This is a genomic window from Pantoea sp. RIT-PI-b (assembly GCF_001187905.1).
Taxonomy (GTDB): domain Bacteria; phylum Pseudomonadota; class Gammaproteobacteria; order Enterobacterales; family Enterobacteriaceae; genus Pantoea; species Pantoea nemavictus.
In genome coordinates this window covers 327448-345862 of the sequence record NZ_LGIS01000033.1, presented here as the reverse complement: position 1 = coordinate 345862, position 18415 = coordinate 327448, and the positions used below count along the sequence as shown (strand labels likewise).

The window sequence follows — 18415 nt, the reverse complement described above, 5'->3', positions numbered from 1 at the left end:
ATAAAAAAATAAGGTCACCTGCGATGAAAAAATTATTACCGACGTCCACTGCGGGCAGTTTGCCTAAACCTTCCTGGCTTGCTCAGCCGGAGACGCTGTGGTCACCGTGGAAATTGCAAGATCAGGAGTTAATCGACGGCAAACAAGATGCGCTTCGTTTGTGTCTGGAAGATCAACAACAGGCGGGTATCGATATTGTTAGTGATGGTGAGCAAACGCGCCAACACTTTGTCACTACCTTTATTGAACACCTCAACGGGGTTGATTTTGAGAAGCGTGAAATCGTTAAAATCCGTAATCGCTATGAAGCGAGTGTTCCAACCGTGGTTGGTCCGGTAAGCCGTCAAAAATCGGTGTTTGTTGAGGATGCTAAATTCTTACGCTCCCAAACTGACCAACCGATTAAATGGGCGCTGCCTGGTCCTATGACCATGATTGATACGTTGTATGATAACCACTATAAAAGCCGTGAAAAGCTGGCGTGGGAATTCGCTAAAATCCTCAATGAAGAGGCCAAAGAATTAGAAGCGGTGGGTGTCGATATTATTCAGTTCGATGAACCCGCATTTAACGTTTTCTTTGATGAAGTGAATGAGTGGGGCATTGCCACGCTGGAAAGAGCCATCGAAGGCCTCAAGTGTGAAACCGCTGTGCACATTTGCTACGGTTATGGCATTAAAGCCAATACCGATTGGAAAAAGACGCTGGGTACCGAGTGGCGTCAGTATGAAGAGATCTTCCCTAAACTGCAGAAATCCAATATCGATATCATCTCACTGGAGTGTCAAAACTCGCACGTGCCAATGGAGCTGATGGAGTTGGTTCGCGGTAAAAAGGTGATGGTTGGTGCGATTGATGTGGCGACCAACACCATCGAGACGCCTGAGGAAGTTGCCGCTACGCTGCGAAAAGCGCTGCAGTATGTCGATGCCGACAAGCTCTATCCGTGCACCAACTGTGGCATGATCCCGTTACCGCGTGGCGTCGCGCGCGGCAAGCTGGATGCGTTAAGTGCTGGCGCAGAGATCGTGCGTAAAGAACTGCAGGCGAAATAATCGCGCCGAAGAGTTGAGTAATTGAAGTTAACTCAGTCCGGATTGCGCGGTCAGGTTTCCCGCTCCTGAACCCGCAACCGGACTGAGTGCTAGCCACGCTGTAATCGCCACGATTTTCCCTTCCCGTTTTAAGAGCCAATAGCTGACTCCGCCCGCCACTTGCAGTACCCTGCTGTCTGGATTAGTTTGCTGCAATCAAAATAAATCACTCTCTTTTAACAGGTACCTCGGCAATGGCTTTGATTCCCAAAAACTACACCCGGCTGGAAAGCGGCTACCGTGAGAAAGCATTAAAAATTTATCCGTGGGTGTGTGGACGCTGCTCGCGAGAATTTGTTTACTCCAACCTACGTGAATTGACGGTGCACCATATCGATCACGACCACACCAATAACCCGGAAGACGGCAGCAACTGGGAGTTATTGTGTCTCTATTGCCATGACCATGAGCACTCTAAATACACGGAAGCCGATCAATACGGCACCAGCGTGGTAGCGGGGGAAGATGCGCAAAAGGATGTCGGTGAAGCCACCTATAATCCTTTTGCTGATTTGAAAGCGATGCTTAATAAGAAAAAATAACCTTATTACCATCAGGTCGCCATCAGTGGCGACCCGAAGAAACGTTATTTATTCGTCTTAGAAGTACTACTAAACTGCTCTGTCAGATAGTTACTGGTGTTATTCAGTACGCTGACCATCTTATCTAAATTAGTGAACTGCTTTTTATAACGCGCGATGGTGTCATCGATGCGTTTGCTGGCGGTATTGTACTGTTCGGTCAGCGTATTCAGCTTCTTACTGATGGTATCTGTCGCGCCCTGCAATACGCCTTTGCTGCTAAGGAAAGCCGTAAAGGTATTATTCATCACCGTCGATACACCGGTTTTTTTGCTATCGCCGACGAACATGTCACGAATCGCTTCCGGTTTAACCTGCAGGCTGCTGGTCAGTTTGGCTGCATCAAGATTAAGCTTACCGCTGGTTGGATCGGTGGTAATACCCGCCTGCGATAAGGTCTTGTAAACGTTGGAGTCCGAACTGTTCGCCAGAATACTTTTCAGCTGCACCTGAATATTGCGCAGCGTGCCATCGCCGATCAGCGCACCATTTTTTCCATCCGGATCTTTACCTGCATCGACGGGCGTATATTTGGTCAAACTCGCCATAGTATCCTGCAGCGAGTTGTAGGCGTTCACCCAATCCGTAATGGCGGTCTTGGCCTTGTTGGTATCGCTGCTGACGGTTAGCGTTTGGTTGCCGGATGTCTCATCATTCAGTTTCAGCGTGATGCCTTCTACCGCATCGGTAATAACATTGCTGCTGCTCTCAATCGCTACGTTATTAACGGTCAACTTCGCGTTCTGCGCTTCGACACTCTGCGTCATGCCGCTGCCTGCGGTATCCGCAGCATCAAAGCCAATAAAGCCGTGCAAGGTGTCATCACCGGTTACGCTGAGTGATTTCACTGCATTGGCCGTGCCCGATGCGCTTGAGCTGAGCGACAGACGATATTCGGTTGCCGAAACCTTAATCAGGCTAGCGGTGACGCCGACTTCTGATTTGTTAATGGTGTCACGAATAGCAGCAAGTGAAGTCTGATCTTTGGTCAGCGTAATGCTCTTCTCTTTACCTTCTGCGGTGACAAACTTCATGGTGCGTGTGGCTGCGTCGCTGCCAATCGCCGCTTTGGTATCGGTTTGAGTCGCACTCGTCAGCGTCTGCGACTGTGCCAGCTTCTGCACGCTAATGGTGTATTTGCCGGCCAGCGCATTGCCGTTGGAATCTGCGCTAAACGCACTGGAACTGGATGCTGTGGTAGTCGACGTATAAAGCGCGGCATCATTTAATTTGTTGTTTGCCGTCTGGAAAGTCTGAATCGCAGTTTTCAGCGTGCCGTAAGCGGAAAGCTTGGCGGTAGCAGCCGACTGCTGTTTTGAAATTGGCGATAACGATTGTTTTTCCGCCGCGGTCAGTTTGTCGAGAATGGTGCTCAAACCCAGTCCTGAACCGACGCCTAAAGTTGAAATCCCAGTCATGTACGCAACTCCTGTTAAATTAACGTTACGGTACTATCGGCACCCCTAACGCAAACTTTAAAAAATTCTGATCAAATCCTTACACTATCTTTACGCTTTAACCTGTCAAGGTTTAGGCAGGCTCAAACGCGCCTGATTAATCGCCGAGGAAACATGATGCATTTCACATTTAACTGTCGCTCTGCTTGTCGGAAATCCTCAGCCGATTATGATCTCGCGAGATTGTTACTGCGTTCAGCGCAGGCAAAACCTGACACGCCGTCCTCCCGGTGGGTCAGGTTTTTTATTTTCAGGGCTGAGAAAAATGAAAATCGCCAAGATCCTCAACAATAATGTCGCGGTGGTGCTGGGCGACAACGGCAAAGAGCAGGTGGTGATGGGACGCGGTTTAGCGTTTCAGAAGCGCGTCGGCGACACACTGGATGCGCAGCAGATCGAGAAAGTGTTTGCGCTACAAAGCGATGCCTTAACGGGACGGCTCAGCGAACTGCTGTCGGATATTCCGCTGGAGGTGATTACCACCAGCGAACTGATTATCGCCAACGCACGTCAGCAGCTTGGCCAACCGCTACATGAAAGTCTATCCATCGCGCTGTGCGATCACTGTCACTTTGCCATTGAGCGTCATCAGCAGGGCATTCCGATTCGCAACGTGTTGAAGTGGGAGATTAAAACGCTGTATCCGAAGGAGTTCTCACTTGGCCTTGAAGCGCTGGAGATGATCAGCAAGCGACTGGGTGTCATGCTGCCGGAAGATGAGGCCGGCTTTATTGCGTTACATCTGGTGAATGCGCAGCTCGGCAGCGACTTCGCTGATGTCTCGCACATCACGCAGTTTATGCAGGAGATTCTGCATATCGTGAAGTATCGGCTGCAGCTCGATTACCGCACCGATAGCCTGAGTTACAACCGCTTCGTCAACCACCTGAAGTTTTTCGCCCAGCGCATGTTGGGTAAACGCGGCGTGTGGAGCGAGGATGAATCACTGCATGATGTGGTGCGCGACAAATATCCCGTTGCCTATCAATGTGCGATGAAAATCGACCAACATATTCAGCAGAAATATCTGTATGAACTTTCCAGCGAAGAACGCATGTTTCTGACGATTCATATTGAACGCGTGCGCAAAGAGACGCTGGCGTTGCAGGAAGATGCCGACGAGGCTTAAACAGGGTGCGCATCAATGCGCACCCTACGAAAACCTCGCCACCTACGTTATTTCAACGCTTCACCATGACTGCGGATCACGTCCTGATACCAGAAGAAACTCTTCTTGCGCGAACGTTCCAGCGTGCCGTTGCCGGCATCATCACGATCAACATAGATAAAACCGTAGCGCTTGGAAAACTCGGCTTTGGATGCGCTGACTAAATCAATCGGGCCCCAGCAGGTATAGCCCATCACCTCGACGCCATCCTCAATCGCTTCGCGCACCTGCACCAGATGATCGTTGAGATACTGAATGCGATAATCATCATTAATAGTGCCATCGGCTTCTACCACATCTTTGGCGCCCAGCCCGTTTTCCACGATAAACAGCGGCTTCTGATAACGGTCATAAAGAATATTGAGCAGAATGCGCAGCCCTTCTGGATCAATCTGCCAGCCCCAATCAGAACTCGGCAAATGTGGATTCGGCACCATTGAGAGAATGTTGCCGCGCGCTTTCTGATTATCCTCTTCATTGGTAGTGACGCAGCCGGTCATGTAGTAGCTGAAGGAGATGTAATCGACGGTGTTTTGCAGGTCGCGTTTATCTTCGTCGGTCATCGCAATAGTGATGCCGCGATCGGCAAAGAACCGCTTCATATACGCTGGATAAGCGCCGCGTACCTGCACATCGCCAAAGAACAGCCATTCGCGGTTTTGCTGCAGGGTTTCCAGCACGTCCGCCGGTCGGCAGCTCAATGGATAAAGCAGCGCGCCCAGCAGCATATTGCCAATTTTGCCGTCCTGCACGATTTCATGGCAGGCTTTTACCGCGCGACCACTCGCCACCAGCTGGTGGTGAATCGCCTGATAAATCGCCTGCTGGTCGCTCTCTTCCGCCAGCCCCACGCCGGTGAAAGGCGCATGCAGCGACATATTGATTTCATTGAAGGTCAGCCACAGCTTCACCTTGTGCTGAAAACGGGTGAACACTGCGCGCGCATAACGCTCGAAACAATCAATGGTGATGCGATTGCCCCAGCCGCCGTACTTTTTAATCAAGCCATACGGCATTTCATAATGTGACAGAGTCACCAGCGGCGTGATGTTGTATTTCGCCATCTCATCAAACAGACGATCGTAATAGGCCAGTCCCGCTTCATTCGGCTCGGCTTCGTCGCCCTGTGGGAAAATGCGCGTCCAGGCAATTGAGGTACGCAGCACGGTAAAGCCCATTTCAGCGAATAGTTTGATGTCCTGCGGGAAGCGGTGATAGAAATCGATGGCGGTATCTTTGATACCAAAGTCATCACCGCTGCGCTCCACGCGCGCGCCAAAAATGCCTTTCGGTTGTAAATCCGACGTGGATAAGCCCTTACCGCCTTCCTGATAAGCCCCTTCAACCTGATTGGCGGCAACCGCGCCACCCCATAAAAATTCATCCGGGAAACGTTTAGTCATTTGCTTACTCCTTGGTTATTTCAGCACGGCCAACAGCGGAGCGCCTTCGCTCACCGCCGTGTGGCTCAGGGTTAATACATCCACAAAATCATCACTGTTACTCACCAGCACGGGCGTGGTGAGATCGAATCCTGCGGCTTTGATTGCATCGAGATCGAATTCCAGCAGCACATCCCCCACCTTAATCGGCTGATCGTTCGCGACCCTGGGATGGAAAAATTGTCCGTCCAGCTTCACGGTGTCGAGGCCAACGTGGATCAGCACTTCCGCGCCCTGTTCTGAGGTCAGGCCGATGGCATGACCGGTGCGGAATATCGACGACACCACGCCGTTGATCGGGGAAACCACGCGCCCCTGCTGCGGGATAATCGCCGCGCCTTTGCCCAACAATCCGCTGGCAAAGGTCTCATCCTTAACCTGCTCCAGCGGAATCACCGCTCCCGCCATCGGGCTCACCACGCTTTCGCGTCGCGTCAGGCTGGCAGGCGGCGCAACTGCGGCGGGCGCCGGTGTTACTGCCGCTGCCGGCGTGGCGGCTACTTCGCTAAGGCCAAATAGATAGGTGGTGACGCAGGCAAACAGCAGCGCCACCGCTGCACCGGCGAATGCCGCCAGCACGCTGGCATCAATGCCACTGTTCGGCACCACCTGAATAAAGGTGAAGACGCTCGGGAAGCCAAAGGAGTAAATGGTGGTGTGCCAGAAACCGAGAATCGCCGCGCCCAGCGCTCCGCCAATGCAACCGAAGATAAACGGACGACGGCGCGGCAGCGTGACGCCATAGACTGCCGGCTCGGTGATGCCAAAGATGCTGGCGGTGAAGGCCGATCCCGCCATCGCTTTCAGCTTAGCCTCTCGAGTACGCAGGAAGATGCCCAGCGTCGCGCCCGCCTGCCCCAGCACCGCAGGCATCAGCAGCGGCAGCAAGGTGTCGTGACCAAAGTTGGCGAGGTTATTCAGCATAATCGGCACCAATCCCCAGTGCAGACCAAAAATGACGCACACTTGCCAGATTGCGCCCATCACCGCACCGGCAATCATTGGGCTCAGGCTATAAATCCACAAATAGCCTTCGGCCAGCATGCGGCTTAACCAGGTGGCCGCCGGGCCAATGGCGAGAAAAGTCAGCGGCACGGTAATCAGCAGGCAGCATAACGGCGTAGTGAAGTTACGCACCGCGCTGGGCGAACGCGGATGCACCCAGCGCTCAATCAGGCTGGAAACCCAGGCGGCAAAGATAATTGGGATCACCGAAGAGCTGTAGTTCAGCACTTCCAGTGGAATGCCAATGAACGTCAGCGCGTTGCCCTGCTGCTGCTGTTGCAGCACCTCAAGAATCATCGGATGCACCAGCGCAGCGGCAATTGCCATGCTGACAAACGGATTGCCGCCAAATTTTTTCCCGGCGCTGTAGCCGAGCAAAATTGGCAGGAAATAGAACAAACCGTCGCTGGCAACAAACAGCACCTTGTAGCTGCCGTTGCTGGCATCCATCACGCCGATCACCAGCGCCAGCGCCAGCAATCCTTTAATAATGCCGGAGGCGATCATCACGCCGATAAACGGGGTGAAAATGCCGGAAACCAGATCGATAAAGCGGGCAAACAGGCCTTGTGGTGCCTCGTTATCGGTGGCATCGCTCCGATCGTCCAGCGCATGTCGTGCGGTCAGTTCGCGATAGACCTCAGCAACCTGATTACCAATCACCACCTGATATTGGCCGCCGCTCTCCACCACCATGATCACGCCAGGATTGTTTTTCAACGCCGCCGTTTGCGCCTGTTGACTGTTTTTGAGCTTGAAGCGCAAACGCGTGGCGCAGTGCATCACGCTGATAATGTTCGCTTTGCCGCCGACGCCGGCAACGATCTCATCCGCCAGTTCCTGATATTGCATCACTCTTTCTCCTGAACAATGCCCTGCATTTATGCCCCGAATTTCGCGCAAAAAAAAACCTGAGGCGCGCCCTCTTCGAAATGAAAAAGGGCGCGCCTCAGGTTTTGCCTGCCGAACAGTAACAATCCTTAACGCGGGCTATCTTGCTTACAGCGTGGGGAAAGTGGCAAGCAATTTTCCGCAGCGGCATGACAAAGCGTGAAGCACATCACTGTTTACTGCGACGATGTGCTCCGTTTAAGCGCGGTTAACGCGAGCACGCTCAGCAGCGCACCAATCACGATTAACAGTAGATAGCTCATCACCTGCAGCAGCCAAATCCCCAAAACGCCGCCGCCAAGAAAGGCCAGTACGGTGTAGCAATGCAGTTTCAACCGCTCGATATACAGTGGCGCATCTTTGGGGGATTCTTTGCGGCGCAGCACATCAAACAGCATCGCTAACTCAATGCCGATGTCGGTGGCGGTCCCCGAAACATGCGTGGTACGGACGCGCGCGTTGGAGATGCGCGTCACTACCGCGTTCTGCAAGCCCATTAGAAAACTCAGACTGAGCACTAACAGCACGCCAGAGCCGCTGAATCGAAACGCGCTTTCCATCACGCCCAGCGCCAGCAGCGCAATGCCTTCAATCAGGATATTGATCGCGTAGATGCCGCGGATTTGGCGCCTTCTGCCAGAGTTAATAATCAACGTGGAGACCGATGAACCGGCGATAAACAGCAAGACGATGAGGAGAAAAAACAGGCCGACGTGCAGATTGGCTTTCGCCAGATGATCGGAAAGCGAGGAGACGTTGCCGGTCATGTTTGCCGAAAAGAAACCGACGGTCTCGAACGCGGCGGTGTTGAGCGCGCCAGCTACCGCAGCCAGCGTGCAGGCCAGGCGAATGTCGGTATTAAAGGTGCGGGTGTTCTCGGCGGTGATCAGCATGGCAATTCCTGGCCCGGTGAAAGATGCGTATCTTCCCCCCGCAGCCAGGAATTCTCAAGCGCGGTTAAGCGACGCCGTCTGCTGCTTCCTGATCCTGCTCGCTAAAACGATCGCGCATCTCATTTTCGATCTGCTCAAGCGATTTGCCTTTGGTTTCCGGCAACATGGTAATAACGAAGATCAGCGATGCGACGTTAATGGCGGCAAAGATAAAGAAGGCAGCGTTGCCGGTAGCGGCCAGCAACGGTGGGAAAGCAAAGGCCACCGCCGCGTTGCAAATCCACTGGAACGACACCGCCGCACCGGTGAGCACGCCGCGCAATTTCATCGGGAACAGTTCGGACATCAGCAGCCAGTAAACCGGTGAAATACACATCTGCATAAAGAACAGGAACACCAGAATGGCCGCCAGCGCGAACATACTTTGCGTCATGCTTTGTGGCATCAACAGCAGCACACAACCCAGCGCCAGCTGCATGGCAATGACTACCGTCAGCCCGGTCATCAGCATGGTACGACGTCCAAAACGCCCCACCGCTTTGATACCGACTATGGTTGCAATGACTGAAACCACACCGTTTCCGATGGTCGCGGCAATCGAGGCGTTGGTGCCCATGCCGGTGGTTTTCAAAATCACCGGCGTGTAATACATAAAGGCATTCACGCCGGTGAACTGGATAACAATACCCAACCCCGCACCCACCAATAGCAGCCTCATGACCCACTTCTGCTGCAACAGTTCACGAGCGGACGGTCCCTGACGCGAAGCTTTGGCATGCTGACGCATCTCCGCCATCTCTTTTCGCACTTCGCGCGGTGTTTCACGCAGCTTGTGCAGAATACGGCTTGCTTCTTTGATGCGCCCTTCTGCCACCATCCAGTGCGGCGAAGCCGGTACAAAGAAGGTACCGATAAACAGTAACGCACCCGGAATCATCGCCAGCGCTAACATGTAACGCCACATATGCGAATCATTGAGCAAATAGCTCATTAGCGCACTGACCACATACGCCAGCAGCTGGCCGGAAACGATCATCAGCTCGTTGCGACTCACCAACGGTGCGCGACGTTTAGGCCCGGCGATTTCTGCAATAAATACCGGCACGGTTGACGATCCGCCACCCACCGCGATTCCCAACAGGAAACGCATCGCCACCATCACATGCAGATTAGGCGCCAATGCGGTACCAATGGCGCCGGCGACGAAGATCAGCGCCAGGCTGCGCAGCGTAATGCGGCGACCGAAGCGGTCGGAGAAGTAACCGCTAAGAAAAGCGCCAAGTGCGGCGCCGAAGATCAGTGATGACGTCACTAAACCTTCGGTGAAGGGGGTGAGATCGAGGCCGCCCTGATCGGGCGGTAAGGTCATATACGGTAATGCACCGGAAATAATGCCGGTGTCATAACCAAACGCCAGCGCTCCCATGGTGGCCACCAGCACCACAAAAAACAGGCGCTGTTTCACGGTAAGGTTGCTTAGTGCTGAGTCGTCTTCATTGTTTTGCTGCGATGTTTCCATTCCTGTTCCCTGCATATTGAACGCGCCGGGCGGGCGCAAAGGCGTAATCCCAAAAGGCAAAAGTATAGACAGGATTTTTAAAATGTGACGAAGGTCACTGTTAATCGGTTAGAAAACGCACTGTGAAGGGTGTGATCGACGTCATTGCTTACTGGAACAACGCGATAGCCAATAAAACTTCTTTTGATCTGTTTCAAATGATCATGCTTTTCGCCCTGGCTTTACCAAAACCACCGACTAGAATTTCAGCGTGACTAGCTAGTCCTTAAATCTAATGGAACATTGATAAGAGGTCTTCCTATGAACAAACAGAGCTACAGAGGCGGCGCAGGGAATTTTGCTAACAATCCGGAACGTGCAAAAGAAGCTGGCAGTGCGGGAGGCAAAGCCAGCGGTGGCAACTTCAGAAACGACCCTGAAAGAGCCGTTGAAGCGGGCCGGAAAGGAGGCAAAATAAGCCGTCGTCCTCCAACGAAGTCTGAGTAAGGCGCCTTAGGATGTTGTTCGCCATGGATTGGCATCCCCTATTAACCGTAAACGGTTTTCCGCTAACAAACCCAATGCGTTTTTCAATCGCCACACATGTGATAACCTATATACATAACGCATACGTTTTATATATAGGCCACATTATGGGTATCGTAAAAATCTCCGACTTAATGCATGAGAACTTGCGCATTGCCAGCACGGCCATGAGCCGTTCCATCAACGCACAGGCAGAACACTGGATGAAGATCGGCATGCTGGCCGAGATTTATCCCACCCTCAATCATCAGGAATTGACGCGCTTACTGATGCGCGTCGAACGCGACAGCGGCGCTGATTTAGCGCAGCTGCTCGACCATCCTTTATTCACATCGCAGGGAATAGCGTCATGAGCATCAAACTGCACACCGCTGAAGAGATCGAACTGGCGCGCGCCGCCGGACACGCCGCCGCCAAAGTGCTGGAGATCATCACGCCGTACGTCAAACCTGGCGTCACCACTGATGAACTGGACGCGATTTGCCACGACTATATCGTCAACGAGCTCAAAGTGGTGCCCGCCAATATCGGCTATCAGGGTTATATGCGCACCACTTGTACTTCAGTCAATCACGTGGTGTGTCACGGCATTCCAGGTGAGAAAAAGCTCAAGGATGGCGACATCGTTAATATCGACGTCGCCATCATTAAAGATGGCTGGTACGGCGATACCAGCCGCATGTATTACGTCGGCCAACCGTCGGTGCGGGCGAAAAGACTGGTGGAGATCACCTACGACTCGATGGTGGCGGGCATTAACGTGGTGAAGCCGGGCGCGACGCTGGGCGATATTGGCGCAGCCATTCAGCAGGTCGCAGAAAAAGCTGGCTTCTCGGTGGTGCGGGAATATTGTGGTCACGGCGTTGGCGAGGTGTATCACGGCGATCCGCAAATCCTGCATTACGGCACGCCGGGTGCGGGATTAGCGCTGCAGGCCGGGATGATCTTCACTATCGAGCCGATGATCAACGCCGGCAAAGCGGGCACCAGCGTGTTGTCAGATGGCTGGACGGTGGTGACCAAAGACCGCTCGCTGTCAGCGCAGTGGGAACACACCATCGCCGTGACGGAAACCGGTTTTGATTTGCTGACGCCGTGGCCAGAAGGCACTGGCGACTATGCGCCGATTTAGCGCAAGCATGGAACACACTCGCGCTATGCGCTGAGCAACCGAATTAGTTGGTGCGCCACAGGCGGTATTGCCCCCAGAAACCGACTTCTGCGGCATACTCTTGTGGCGTGCCATCGGCAACAACATCCAGCGTTTTACGCATGCCCAGGCTTAGCACTGAACAGTCATTGCTGACGCGCAGTTTATGCAGCCCATTTTCCAGATAGGTGCTGACAAACTGGTTCTGGCGCAGCATCGCGACGTCCTGCCCATCAATATTCACCACAAACTTGCAGTGATTGCCGCTGGCACTACCGATAAATTGCTTCTTACGCGTCACCGTGACTTTGGTTTGCTGCTTGCTGGCGTCAGGAGTCACCATCTGCTGATTGATGATGGTGGTGGCGGGTCCGTAAGGTCTGGCGCATCCTGCCAGTGTCAAAACTGCCAATGCTATCAATGCCTTTTTCACTATTTTTCCTTAAATGTTGCTGCTGGTGCAGCCTTTGCGGGTTCGATTATCGGCCGCTAACGCATTCTCTTTAGACGCAAAACAGGTGAATACAGAATCCGCAGGGGATTCTGTATCCGCAACTTATGCCGTTCTGCGCAGCGTAAACACGCTAACGCTGTTCACCATATTGTTCGCCTGCTCGCTCAGCATTGCCGAGGCCGCCAACGACTGCTCAACCAGCGACGCATTTTGCTGCGTGGTAATATCAATCTGGCTGATGGCGGTGTTGATCTGGCTGATGCCATCCGCCTGCTCGCTGCTGGCCTGGTTTATCTGCACCAGTAATTCTTTCATGCTGGCAACGTTGGACATCATGTCGGACATCAAGGTATTGGCGTCGGTGACCATATCGCGACCATCCGCAATGCGCGTCGAAGACTCTTCAATCAAGTGACGAATCTCATGCGAAGAGGTAGCGGTTTTCTGAGCCAGAGCTCGCACTTCCTGCGCCACCACGGCAAAACCACGGCCATGTTCGCCGGCGCGTGCGGCCTCGACAGCGGCATTGAGCGCCAGAATATTGGTCTGGAAGGCGATGGAATCGATCAGGTTAATAATGTCAGCCATGCGGCTAGCGGAATCATGAATCTCGGCCATTTTGGTCGCGACATTGTCCATCATGCTGGCATTCTGCCCCACAGCGCTTTCCGCTTTGGTTGAGAGATCCGCCGCTACGTGGGTATTGTTGCGGGTGTTACTGATAGTGGCGCTGAACTCCTCAACCGAAGCCGCGGTTTGCTCCACCGAACTGGCCTGCTCTTCCGTACGGGCAGCAAGATCGTTGGTGCCTGACATTATTTCGCTGGCGCCACCGGATATCTGTTCTGCGCTAATACGAATATGGCTAACAATGCCCGACATTTTCTCCTGCATTTGCTGAATGGCATTAATTAGCTGCCCCATTTCATCTTTACGCTGCTCATGAAAATCAGAGCTGAGATCGCCATCAGCCACCCGACCAAGAAACGCAATGACTTTTCTTAATGGCACAGTAATCGAACGGATAATAATCCAGCCAATAAACGCCGAAAGCAATATAGCCACAATAAAAATAATGATCATGGAGATTTTAGTATTGCTGTAGGACGCCATAAAACTGTCATAAGAGCCATTCATTTGCTGCTCTTGCAACGTAATAAACCCCTCCACTTCCGCAATATAACTCTTTTGCGCTAAAGTCAGCGCGGTAAAATAGAAATCTACCGCTTTACTCACATCACTATTTATCAATTCGAAGAAGGCCATTCTCTCTTTAAGAAAATCTACCCGCTTGGCCTGAACTCGGGCAAGAAACGCTTTTGACTCCTCGTCCGTCGCCAATAGCGCCAATTGCTTGTAAGTCTCCGTGATTTTATTCGAGGCATCCTGGAGATTGGTTTGAATCGCGGCCCGACGCTGCGCATCGATAGGGCTCAGCAGCAGCGCCTGCTGCTGTATCGTCACGTTTATTTCATCAATCAGTTGGTTGCCGAGCGCGATGGTTGGGTAGTCATCTTTCATCATGCCATTAACGCCGGTTTCCGCTAACAACAGCGAATTTAAGCCAAGCGTCGCCACTAATAGCAGCATGGAGATATTGAGCACAGAGGATATTGTTAATTTAGTCCGCAACTTTACATTACGCGAAAATCTTTGAACTACGTCCATTTAGAAACCTCAATGATTTTGATTGAAAAGTAGTGAAGAGAACAATGTAATTTTATCAATAGAAGATGTTCCGCAACTTAAATTGCGGCATCTCTGCTGTTATCGTCAGACAGTTGTTTAACATTAGAGGCAGGAAAGTAATTAATTTGAAATCAATTTCATTGATCAGTATTACTTCTTTATCAAAAAGTAATACTCGAACCAACACCGATTTCTTTGCTTAATTTATAGGAAAGCACGCAATTGATCGCCATTTCTTTTAAAGAATGATCTTTTTAATCGCATATACGTTAATTTGACTCAACACTAATAGATTGCATTTCTAAATATATTGATTAGGCATTTTCTGCCAGCAAACGAACGCGGTCAGCAACGTCAAACGGCTGACCGATTTTTCAGCGATTACACCAGGCCGGGCATATCCACTTCCGTGCGCCGTAAAATCGCCTCATTTGCCACCTCCGGCAGCTGTAACAGCAACCAGTCGGCCATCTGTGTTTCATGCTGCAAAATACGCTGGAAGGTTTTCACGCCCTCAGCGTCTTCCGCCTGCTGCGCGGCGGCCAGCAGTGCGGTGTAAGTCGCCACTTTATAATTGCAGAACACATAGCTGCTCACCGCGATGCGCACGCCCTCTTCATCGCGCAGCATATCGCTGGCCGCTTGTCCCACTGCCGACATACGGCCAAGCGCCTCTTTCAATGCCGACCAGCTGCTGTCGTATCGCTTCAGTGCCTCTTTCACCTGCTTCTGCTGTTCACAGGTTTGTTGCATGTACTGTTTGATACGCGCCTGCAGTAGCGGGAATGCGTCCAGACGCAGCGCTGCGGCCTGCAGCAAAGACTCGGCATGTTTTTCCATGGCATGCGCATCGCGCAACCAATCCAGGTAAACAATTTCTTTGGTCATCAATTCGCTCCGAAAGTGGAAAGCAGGGTTACAAAACGGTTTGCTGGTGGAACACCGTCGATAGCGACCCGTGGGGATTACATCGGCTCATTACGTTAATAAACTGGAAATAAGCGAAGCGTTAATTAAAACCAAACGAGCAGATTAATTAAACGTAGCAAGCAAGTGCCGCTACGCAAGTAATGAATCGAAGAAATGCGAGAGCGGTTAAATGTAACAATCCCACCGCTTCGCTTATTATTCTTGCAATGAAAGCTTCCCTCTTTACGTTAAAAAAATAATAATCAGCATTCATGGAATTTGCATGACGACAGGAATGAAAAACTGACCGATAGTCAGACAATCAAGATTCTTAAATTAAGCCTTAAGATTAATCCTGGCTTGAATCTGGTAAAAATGGCACTACATTTATTTTGCATCATGTTGGTATTGAACAGAGAGGAGAACCAATGACGGACGCTAAGAAGCTACCCGATGAGGAAGAAAAAAAGCCGCAACGTCGTGGTGGCGCGGGCAACTTCGCAGAGAATAAGGAACGCGCAGCCGAGGCTGGGCGCAAGGGCGGTCAGGCTAGTGGCGGCAATTTCAAAAACGATCCAGACCGCGCCATTGAAGCGGGAAGGAAAGGAGGAAAAATTAGCCGACGCAAATAACATTAGCCTAACAACAATACATTTTTAACCGCGTTTTACTTCTGCACAACACTCTCCTGACTCTGTATTTACGCTTCGCTTAAATACAGCTTCCATCATGTCAGGAGAGTTATTTCACGCAAGAAACCATTAGGTTGATTAATTATTGATCAATCTAATCTTATTTGCCGCTTCGCTTATTCATGATCAAATAACATTTGCAGCCTAATAATCAGGCATGGGCTTAACGCTATATTATTTAGTGCGAATTATGAACTTTCTGTTCACGCCCAGCATATTCTTAATTACTTTTTGGATTAATCACTCAGGTTAGCAAAAAGATAAAAAAGGGAGCCGAAGCTCCCCATTAACTTAATGCGCCGCTATTTGTGGTGGCAGTTTTAACGGCGCACGCGCTTTGGCAACTTCAGCCGCAATGGGAAACCAGCGGATACTCTTCGAGGCAGTACCTAGTTAAGACCCATAGCATTAGCTTTAAGATCATCATCGGTTAGGTTTTGCGCCCAGCTGAAACGTGTGACTGCGGGAAATGTGGAGCAATAATAAACATTACTGTTCATATTCCAGGCGCATTGTCCTGGTACCGCTTCTCTAGATCGGAAATTTCACATTTAGTCTCATCGATTATTATTTTGTTGATTCTGATTCTACTCTTAGCGCTCATTTACCTGTAGAAAACGGATATTTTTTATGAAAACTCACCTCTTCACGCTTAGCGCACTGCTGTTAACCACCAGCCTTTCAGCCGTTACTGCTCAGGCTGCGACCACGAAAAATCCGCTTAGCGTGCACGTATTAAATTTGCAAACCGGCTCACCCACTTCCGGTATTGAAGTGGAACTCGATCAAAAGCAAAATAATAACTGGGTGAAATTAGCAACCGGCAAAACGGACAGCAACGGCCGTATTAGTGCGCTGTTCCCTGAAGACAAAACGGCTAGCGCTGGCAGTTATCGCGTGGTGTTTAAAACCGGTGACTATTACAAAATGAGCAACCAGAAAACATTTTTCCCGGAAATTCCGGTTGAGTTCAATATGGAAAGCAAAGGCGAACACTACCATATTCCTCTGCTGCTGAGTCCGTTTGGCTATTCAACCTATCGCGGTAACTAAATTCATCGCTAAATAATGCGCAATCTGTTGCGCATTATTTTATCTCTCTATCCGCCTCATCTCGTCCGCAGTACCTTTCAACGCTAAAGTTTTTCTCACCTATGCCGATGCTGCCACTTATCAAGGACAAACCACTCTATGGATTAAAAAATGCCACGCCAACTCATGCTCCCTCTGCTTACCCTGATTTCACTGCTGTCCGGTTGTGCCAACGATAAGCCCCTGCCACCCACCTCAAAAGTGGTGCAGACGCAGAAGATTATCTCCGCTAACCAATCACAGATAGATCTCGAGGGCGTACAGATGCTCGAAACGGATTTTAGTCGCCCATCGGACACCCAGTTGCGCTACGTCACGCAAGGCGATACGTCAAAAGTCGCGGCGCTTAAAACCCTGCAGTTTGTGTCGATGATGTTTGCCGGGGGCGGCAACGTGCCGGGTTTCACCAAGGATGAACTTAAAGGCACTGAAGTTGCCGGCTTTATGAACCCTTCTCTGCCCTATTTAATGCCGCGCATCACAGAGATACTCAAAACCGAGCTGGATAAACATCCCAGCAAGAAATATGACAGTGCGGTAACCATTACGCCCATCACCTGGAAATTGGTTTATAAAAATCTGGCGGGTGGCGATGATAATTATCAGCTGCTGTTTAGCACTATTATTCATCGTTCGGGCAAGGGCGTCGCGAATTCCTCTCTCTCGCAGGACGTTAATTGTGGGGATGATGTGAATGTACAGGAGTATACCCTGCAGCAATGGCAGGCCAATAGCTACGCCAAAGTCACCGAAGAAACGCAGAAAATGCTGGAGAGCTGCGTAGTGAAATTCTCCGGTGCCGCGCGGCTATTCCTGTTTGATGCCACCACGCTAACCCAATAACGCACGTTGGCTGAATGCCTTGCGCCAGCGGGTCGGCGTGGTATTCAGTCGTTGTCTGAAGTGATGTCTTAAGGTCTCCGGTGAGCCAAAACCGGCCAACTCGGCGACCTGATCGATGCTCAGCTTGCCGTTTTCCAGCAAGCCGCAGGCTTTCTCCAGCCGCACGCTCAGCATCCATTCACCGGGCGTGGTACCGGTTGCGTCATGAAAACGGCGCATAAAGGTGCGACGGCTCATGCCGGCTTGCCGGGCAAGCTGGTCAATTACCAGCGGCGTATTGAGATGATTGCGCAGATCGTCGAGCAGCGGAGCGAGACTTTTGGCCCGACGTTGCGGCACCGGTTGCTGAATCAGCTGCGCCTGATTACCTTCGCGCAGCGGCGGCGTTACCATGCGGCGCGCGGTACGGTTGGCAACGTCAATACCATAGTCCCGACGAATCAAATGTAGACACAAATCAACGCCCGCCGCGCCACCCGCCGAGGTGATCACGCTGCCTTCATCAACATAAATCATGCCATGCTCAACCTGCACGTCTGGAAAGCGTTGCGCCAGAATGTCGGTGCTGTTCCAGTGTGCGGTCGCGCGTTTTCCGTTGAGCAATCCCGCCGCACCGAGCACAAAACTTCCCGCGCAGATCGAGACAATTCGCGTGCCGTTGCGGTGCGCTTTTTGCAGCGCCGCAATAAGTGCTTCCGAGGCCGGTTCATGTACGCTGCGCCAGCCGGGAATCACGATGGTGCCGGCATCCTCCAGCAGTTCCAGCCCGCCATCAACCACTAAGCGTACGCCACCCTGCGCGGCAAAAATCCCCTCTTCAACCGATGCCACAGACAATTCATACAGCGGTGCGCCGAACACTTCATCTGCGCGACCAAACGCTTCGACAGCAATGCCGAACTCAAACGTACACAGGCATTCATAGGCCAGCAGCACCAGGCGACGATTTTTCGGTGCAGCATGTCTGACATCAAGCGGAGCGGTGATATCCATAAAGGGATTACCTGTAAT

The 18415-nt window shown here is 51.6% G+C and carries 18 protein-coding genes; 9 read left to right on the top strand and 9 right to left on the bottom strand.

The features are described 5' to 3' along the window. The first annotated feature begins 23 nt into the window (after window positions 1-23). Entirely contained in the window at window positions 24-1055 is a 1032-nt protein-coding gene (locus AC790_RS22530) for a methionine synthase (RefSeq protein WP_007886022.1), read from the top strand. Window positions 1056-1288: 233 nt separating this feature from the next. Further along, window positions 1289-1636 (top strand): HNH nuclease YajD, encoded by a 348-nt coding sequence (gene yajD, locus AC790_RS22525; protein ID WP_007886021.1) that lies wholly within the window; start codon window positions 1289-1291, stop codon window positions 1634-1636. Window positions 1637-1680: 44 nt separating this feature from the next. On the opposite strand, the gene fliD is transcribed toward yajD, so the two are convergent. Beyond that, on the bottom strand, window positions 1681-3093 hold the full coding sequence (gene fliD, locus AC790_RS22520) for a flagellar filament capping protein FliD (protein ID WP_049853281.1): 1413 nt from the start codon (window positions 3091-3093) through the stop codon (window positions 1681-1683). A gap of 304 nt (window positions 3094-3397) precedes the next feature. Here fliD and licT point away from each other — a divergent pair, with 304 nt between their 5' ends. Beyond that, window positions 3398-4261, top strand: a complete 864-nt coding sequence (gene licT / locus AC790_RS22515) for a BglG family transcription antiterminator LicT (protein WP_049853280.1) — start codon at window positions 3398-3400, stop codon at window positions 4259-4261. A 47-nt stretch (window positions 4262-4308) separates the two neighbouring features. Here the strand turns inward: licT and AC790_RS22510 are convergent, their stop codons facing one another. The 4 genes from AC790_RS22510 to AC790_RS22495 form a co-directional block, all read right to left on the bottom strand. After that, on the bottom strand, window positions 4309-5703 hold the full coding sequence (locus tag AC790_RS22510; RefSeq protein ID WP_007886017.1) for a glycoside hydrolase family 1 protein: 1395 nt from the start codon (window positions 5701-5703) through the stop codon (window positions 4309-4311). Window positions 5704-5718: 15 nt separating this feature from the next. After that, the gene (bglF, locus tag AC790_RS22505; RefSeq protein WP_049853279.1) at window positions 5719-7599 is read right to left on the bottom strand and encodes a PTS beta-glucoside transporter subunit IIABC; all 1881 of its coding nucleotides are present in this window, start codon (window positions 7597-7599) and stop codon (window positions 5719-5721) included. A gap of 215 nt (window positions 7600-7814) precedes the next feature. Then, on the bottom strand, window positions 7815-8531 hold the full coding sequence (locus AC790_RS22500) for a YoaK family protein (RefSeq protein ID WP_049853278.1): 717 nt from the start codon (window positions 8529-8531) through the stop codon (window positions 7815-7817). A gap of 64 nt (window positions 8532-8595) precedes the next feature. After that, window positions 8596-10050, bottom strand: coding sequence for a sugar porter family MFS transporter (locus tag AC790_RS22495; RefSeq protein ID WP_007886011.1), 1455 nt, complete (start codon window positions 10048-10050; stop codon window positions 8596-8598). A gap of 300 nt (window positions 10051-10350) precedes the next feature. Here AC790_RS22495 and AC790_RS24485 point away from each other — a divergent pair, with 300 nt between their 5' ends. The 3 genes from AC790_RS24485 (at window position 10351) to map (ending at window position 11707) form a co-directional block, all read left to right on the top strand. Then, on the top strand, window positions 10351-10536 hold the full coding sequence (locus AC790_RS24485; protein ID WP_007886009.1) for a general stress protein: 186 nt from the start codon (window positions 10351-10353) through the stop codon (window positions 10534-10536). Between the two features lie 146 nt (window positions 10537-10682). Next, window positions 10683-10928 carry a ParD-like family protein gene (locus AC790_RS22490; RefSeq protein WP_007886008.1) on the top strand — a complete coding sequence of 82 codons (246 nt, stop codon included), beginning with the start codon at window positions 10683-10685 and terminating at the stop codon, window positions 10926-10928. Beyond that, window positions 10925-11707 carry a type I methionyl aminopeptidase gene (gene map, locus AC790_RS22485; RefSeq protein ID WP_049853277.1) on the top strand — a complete coding sequence of 261 codons (783 nt, stop codon included), beginning with the start codon at window positions 10925-10927 and terminating at the stop codon, window positions 11705-11707. The genes AC790_RS22490 and map overlap by 4 nt, the downstream gene beginning before the upstream one ends. Before the next feature lie 43 nt (window positions 11708-11750). Here the strand turns inward: map and AC790_RS22480 are convergent, their stop codons facing one another. From AC790_RS22480 to AC790_RS22470, 3 genes are all read right to left on the bottom strand, one after another. Next, window positions 11751-12158 (bottom strand): hypothetical protein, encoded by a 408-nt coding sequence (locus AC790_RS22480; RefSeq protein ID WP_049853276.1) that lies wholly within the window; start codon window positions 12156-12158, stop codon window positions 11751-11753. 123 nt (window positions 12159-12281) lie between these two features. After that, window positions 12282-13847 (bottom strand): methyl-accepting chemotaxis protein, encoded by a 1566-nt coding sequence (locus tag AC790_RS22475; protein ID WP_049853275.1) that lies wholly within the window; start codon window positions 13845-13847, stop codon window positions 12282-12284. Window positions 13848-14249: 402 nt separating this feature from the next. Further along, window positions 14250-14756, bottom strand: a complete 507-nt coding sequence (locus AC790_RS22470) for a DUF892 family protein (protein WP_007886004.1) — start codon at window positions 14754-14756, stop codon at window positions 14250-14252. Between the two features lie 449 nt (window positions 14757-15205). Here AC790_RS22470 and AC790_RS22465 point away from each other — a divergent pair, with 449 nt between their 5' ends. From AC790_RS22465 to AC790_RS22455, 3 genes are all read left to right on the top strand, one after another. Continuing rightward, a complete protein-coding gene (locus AC790_RS22465; RefSeq protein WP_007886002.1) occupies window positions 15206-15409 on the top strand; it encodes a general stress protein in 204 nt (67 codons plus the stop codon). Window positions 15410-16099: 690 nt separating this feature from the next. After that, a complete protein-coding gene (gene uraH / locus AC790_RS22460) occupies window positions 16100-16522 on the top strand; it encodes a hydroxyisourate hydrolase (RefSeq protein WP_049853274.1) in 423 nt (140 codons plus the stop codon). Window positions 16523-16672: 150 nt separating this feature from the next. After that, the gene (locus AC790_RS22455) at window positions 16673-17404 is read left to right on the top strand and encodes a hypothetical protein (RefSeq protein ID WP_049853273.1); all 732 of its coding nucleotides are present in this window, start codon (window positions 16673-16675) and stop codon (window positions 17402-17404) included. On the opposite strand, the gene ftrA is transcribed toward AC790_RS22455, so the two are convergent. Continuing rightward, window positions 17393-18397: a transcriptional regulator FtrA gene (ftrA, locus tag AC790_RS22450; RefSeq protein ID WP_049853272.1), complete on the bottom strand. Its 1005-nt coding sequence runs from the start codon at window positions 18395-18397 to the stop codon at window positions 17393-17395. The two genes, AC790_RS22455 and ftrA, sit on opposite strands and share 12 nt — an antisense overlap. Window positions 18398-18415: the final 18 nt, after the last annotated feature.

Excerpts from the sequence above, each read along its gene's own strand:
- AC790_RS22530 (WP_007886022.1), top strand. The coding sequence starts at position 24 with ATGAAAAAATTATTACCGACGTCCACTGCGGGCAGTTTGCCTAAACCT.
- yajD (WP_007886021.1), top strand. The coding sequence starts at position 1,289 with ATGGCTTTGATTCCCAAAAACTACACCCGGCTGGAAAGCGGCTACCGT.
- fliD (WP_049853281.1), bottom strand. The coding sequence starts at position 3,093 with ATGACTGGGATTTCAACTTTAGGCGTCGGTTCAGGACTGGGTTTGAGC.
- licT (WP_049853280.1), top strand. The coding sequence starts at position 3,398 with ATGAAAATCGCCAAGATCCTCAACAATAATGTCGCGGTGGTGCTGGGC.
- AC790_RS22510 (WP_007886017.1), bottom strand. The coding sequence starts at position 5,703 with ATGACTAAACGTTTCCCGGATGAATTTTTATGGGGTGGCGCGGTTGCC.
- bglF (WP_049853279.1), bottom strand. The coding sequence starts at position 7,599 with ATGCAATATCAGGAACTGGCGGATGAGATCGTTGCCGGCGTCGGCGGC.
- AC790_RS22500 (WP_049853278.1), bottom strand. The coding sequence starts at position 8,531 with ATGCTGATCACCGCCGAGAACACCCGCACCTTTAATACCGACATTCGC.
- AC790_RS22495 (WP_007886011.1), bottom strand. The coding sequence starts at position 10,050 with ATGGAAACATCGCAGCAAAACAATGAAGACGACTCAGCACTAAGCAAC.
- AC790_RS24485 (WP_007886009.1), top strand. The coding sequence starts at position 10,351 with ATGAACAAACAGAGCTACAGAGGCGGCGCAGGGAATTTTGCTAACAAT.
- AC790_RS22490 (WP_007886008.1), top strand. The coding sequence starts at position 10,683 with ATGGGTATCGTAAAAATCTCCGACTTAATGCATGAGAACTTGCGCATT.
- map (WP_049853277.1), top strand. The coding sequence starts at position 10,925 with ATGAGCATCAAACTGCACACCGCTGAAGAGATCGAACTGGCGCGCGCC.
- AC790_RS22475 (WP_049853275.1), bottom strand. The coding sequence starts at position 13,847 with ATGGACGTAGTTCAAAGATTTTCGCGTAATGTAAAGTTGCGGACTAAA.
- AC790_RS22470 (WP_007886004.1), bottom strand. The coding sequence starts at position 14,756 with ATGACCAAAGAAATTGTTTACCTGGATTGGTTGCGCGATGCGCATGCC.
- AC790_RS22465 (WP_007886002.1), top strand. The coding sequence starts at position 15,206 with ATGACGGACGCTAAGAAGCTACCCGATGAGGAAGAAAAAAAGCCGCAA.
- uraH (WP_049853274.1), top strand. The coding sequence starts at position 16,100 with ATGAAAACTCACCTCTTCACGCTTAGCGCACTGCTGTTAACCACCAGC.
- AC790_RS22455 (WP_049853273.1), top strand. The coding sequence starts at position 16,673 with ATGCCACGCCAACTCATGCTCCCTCTGCTTACCCTGATTTCACTGCTG.
- ftrA (WP_049853272.1), bottom strand. The coding sequence starts at position 18,397 with ATGGATATCACCGCTCCGCTTGATGTCAGACATGCTGCACCGAAAAAT.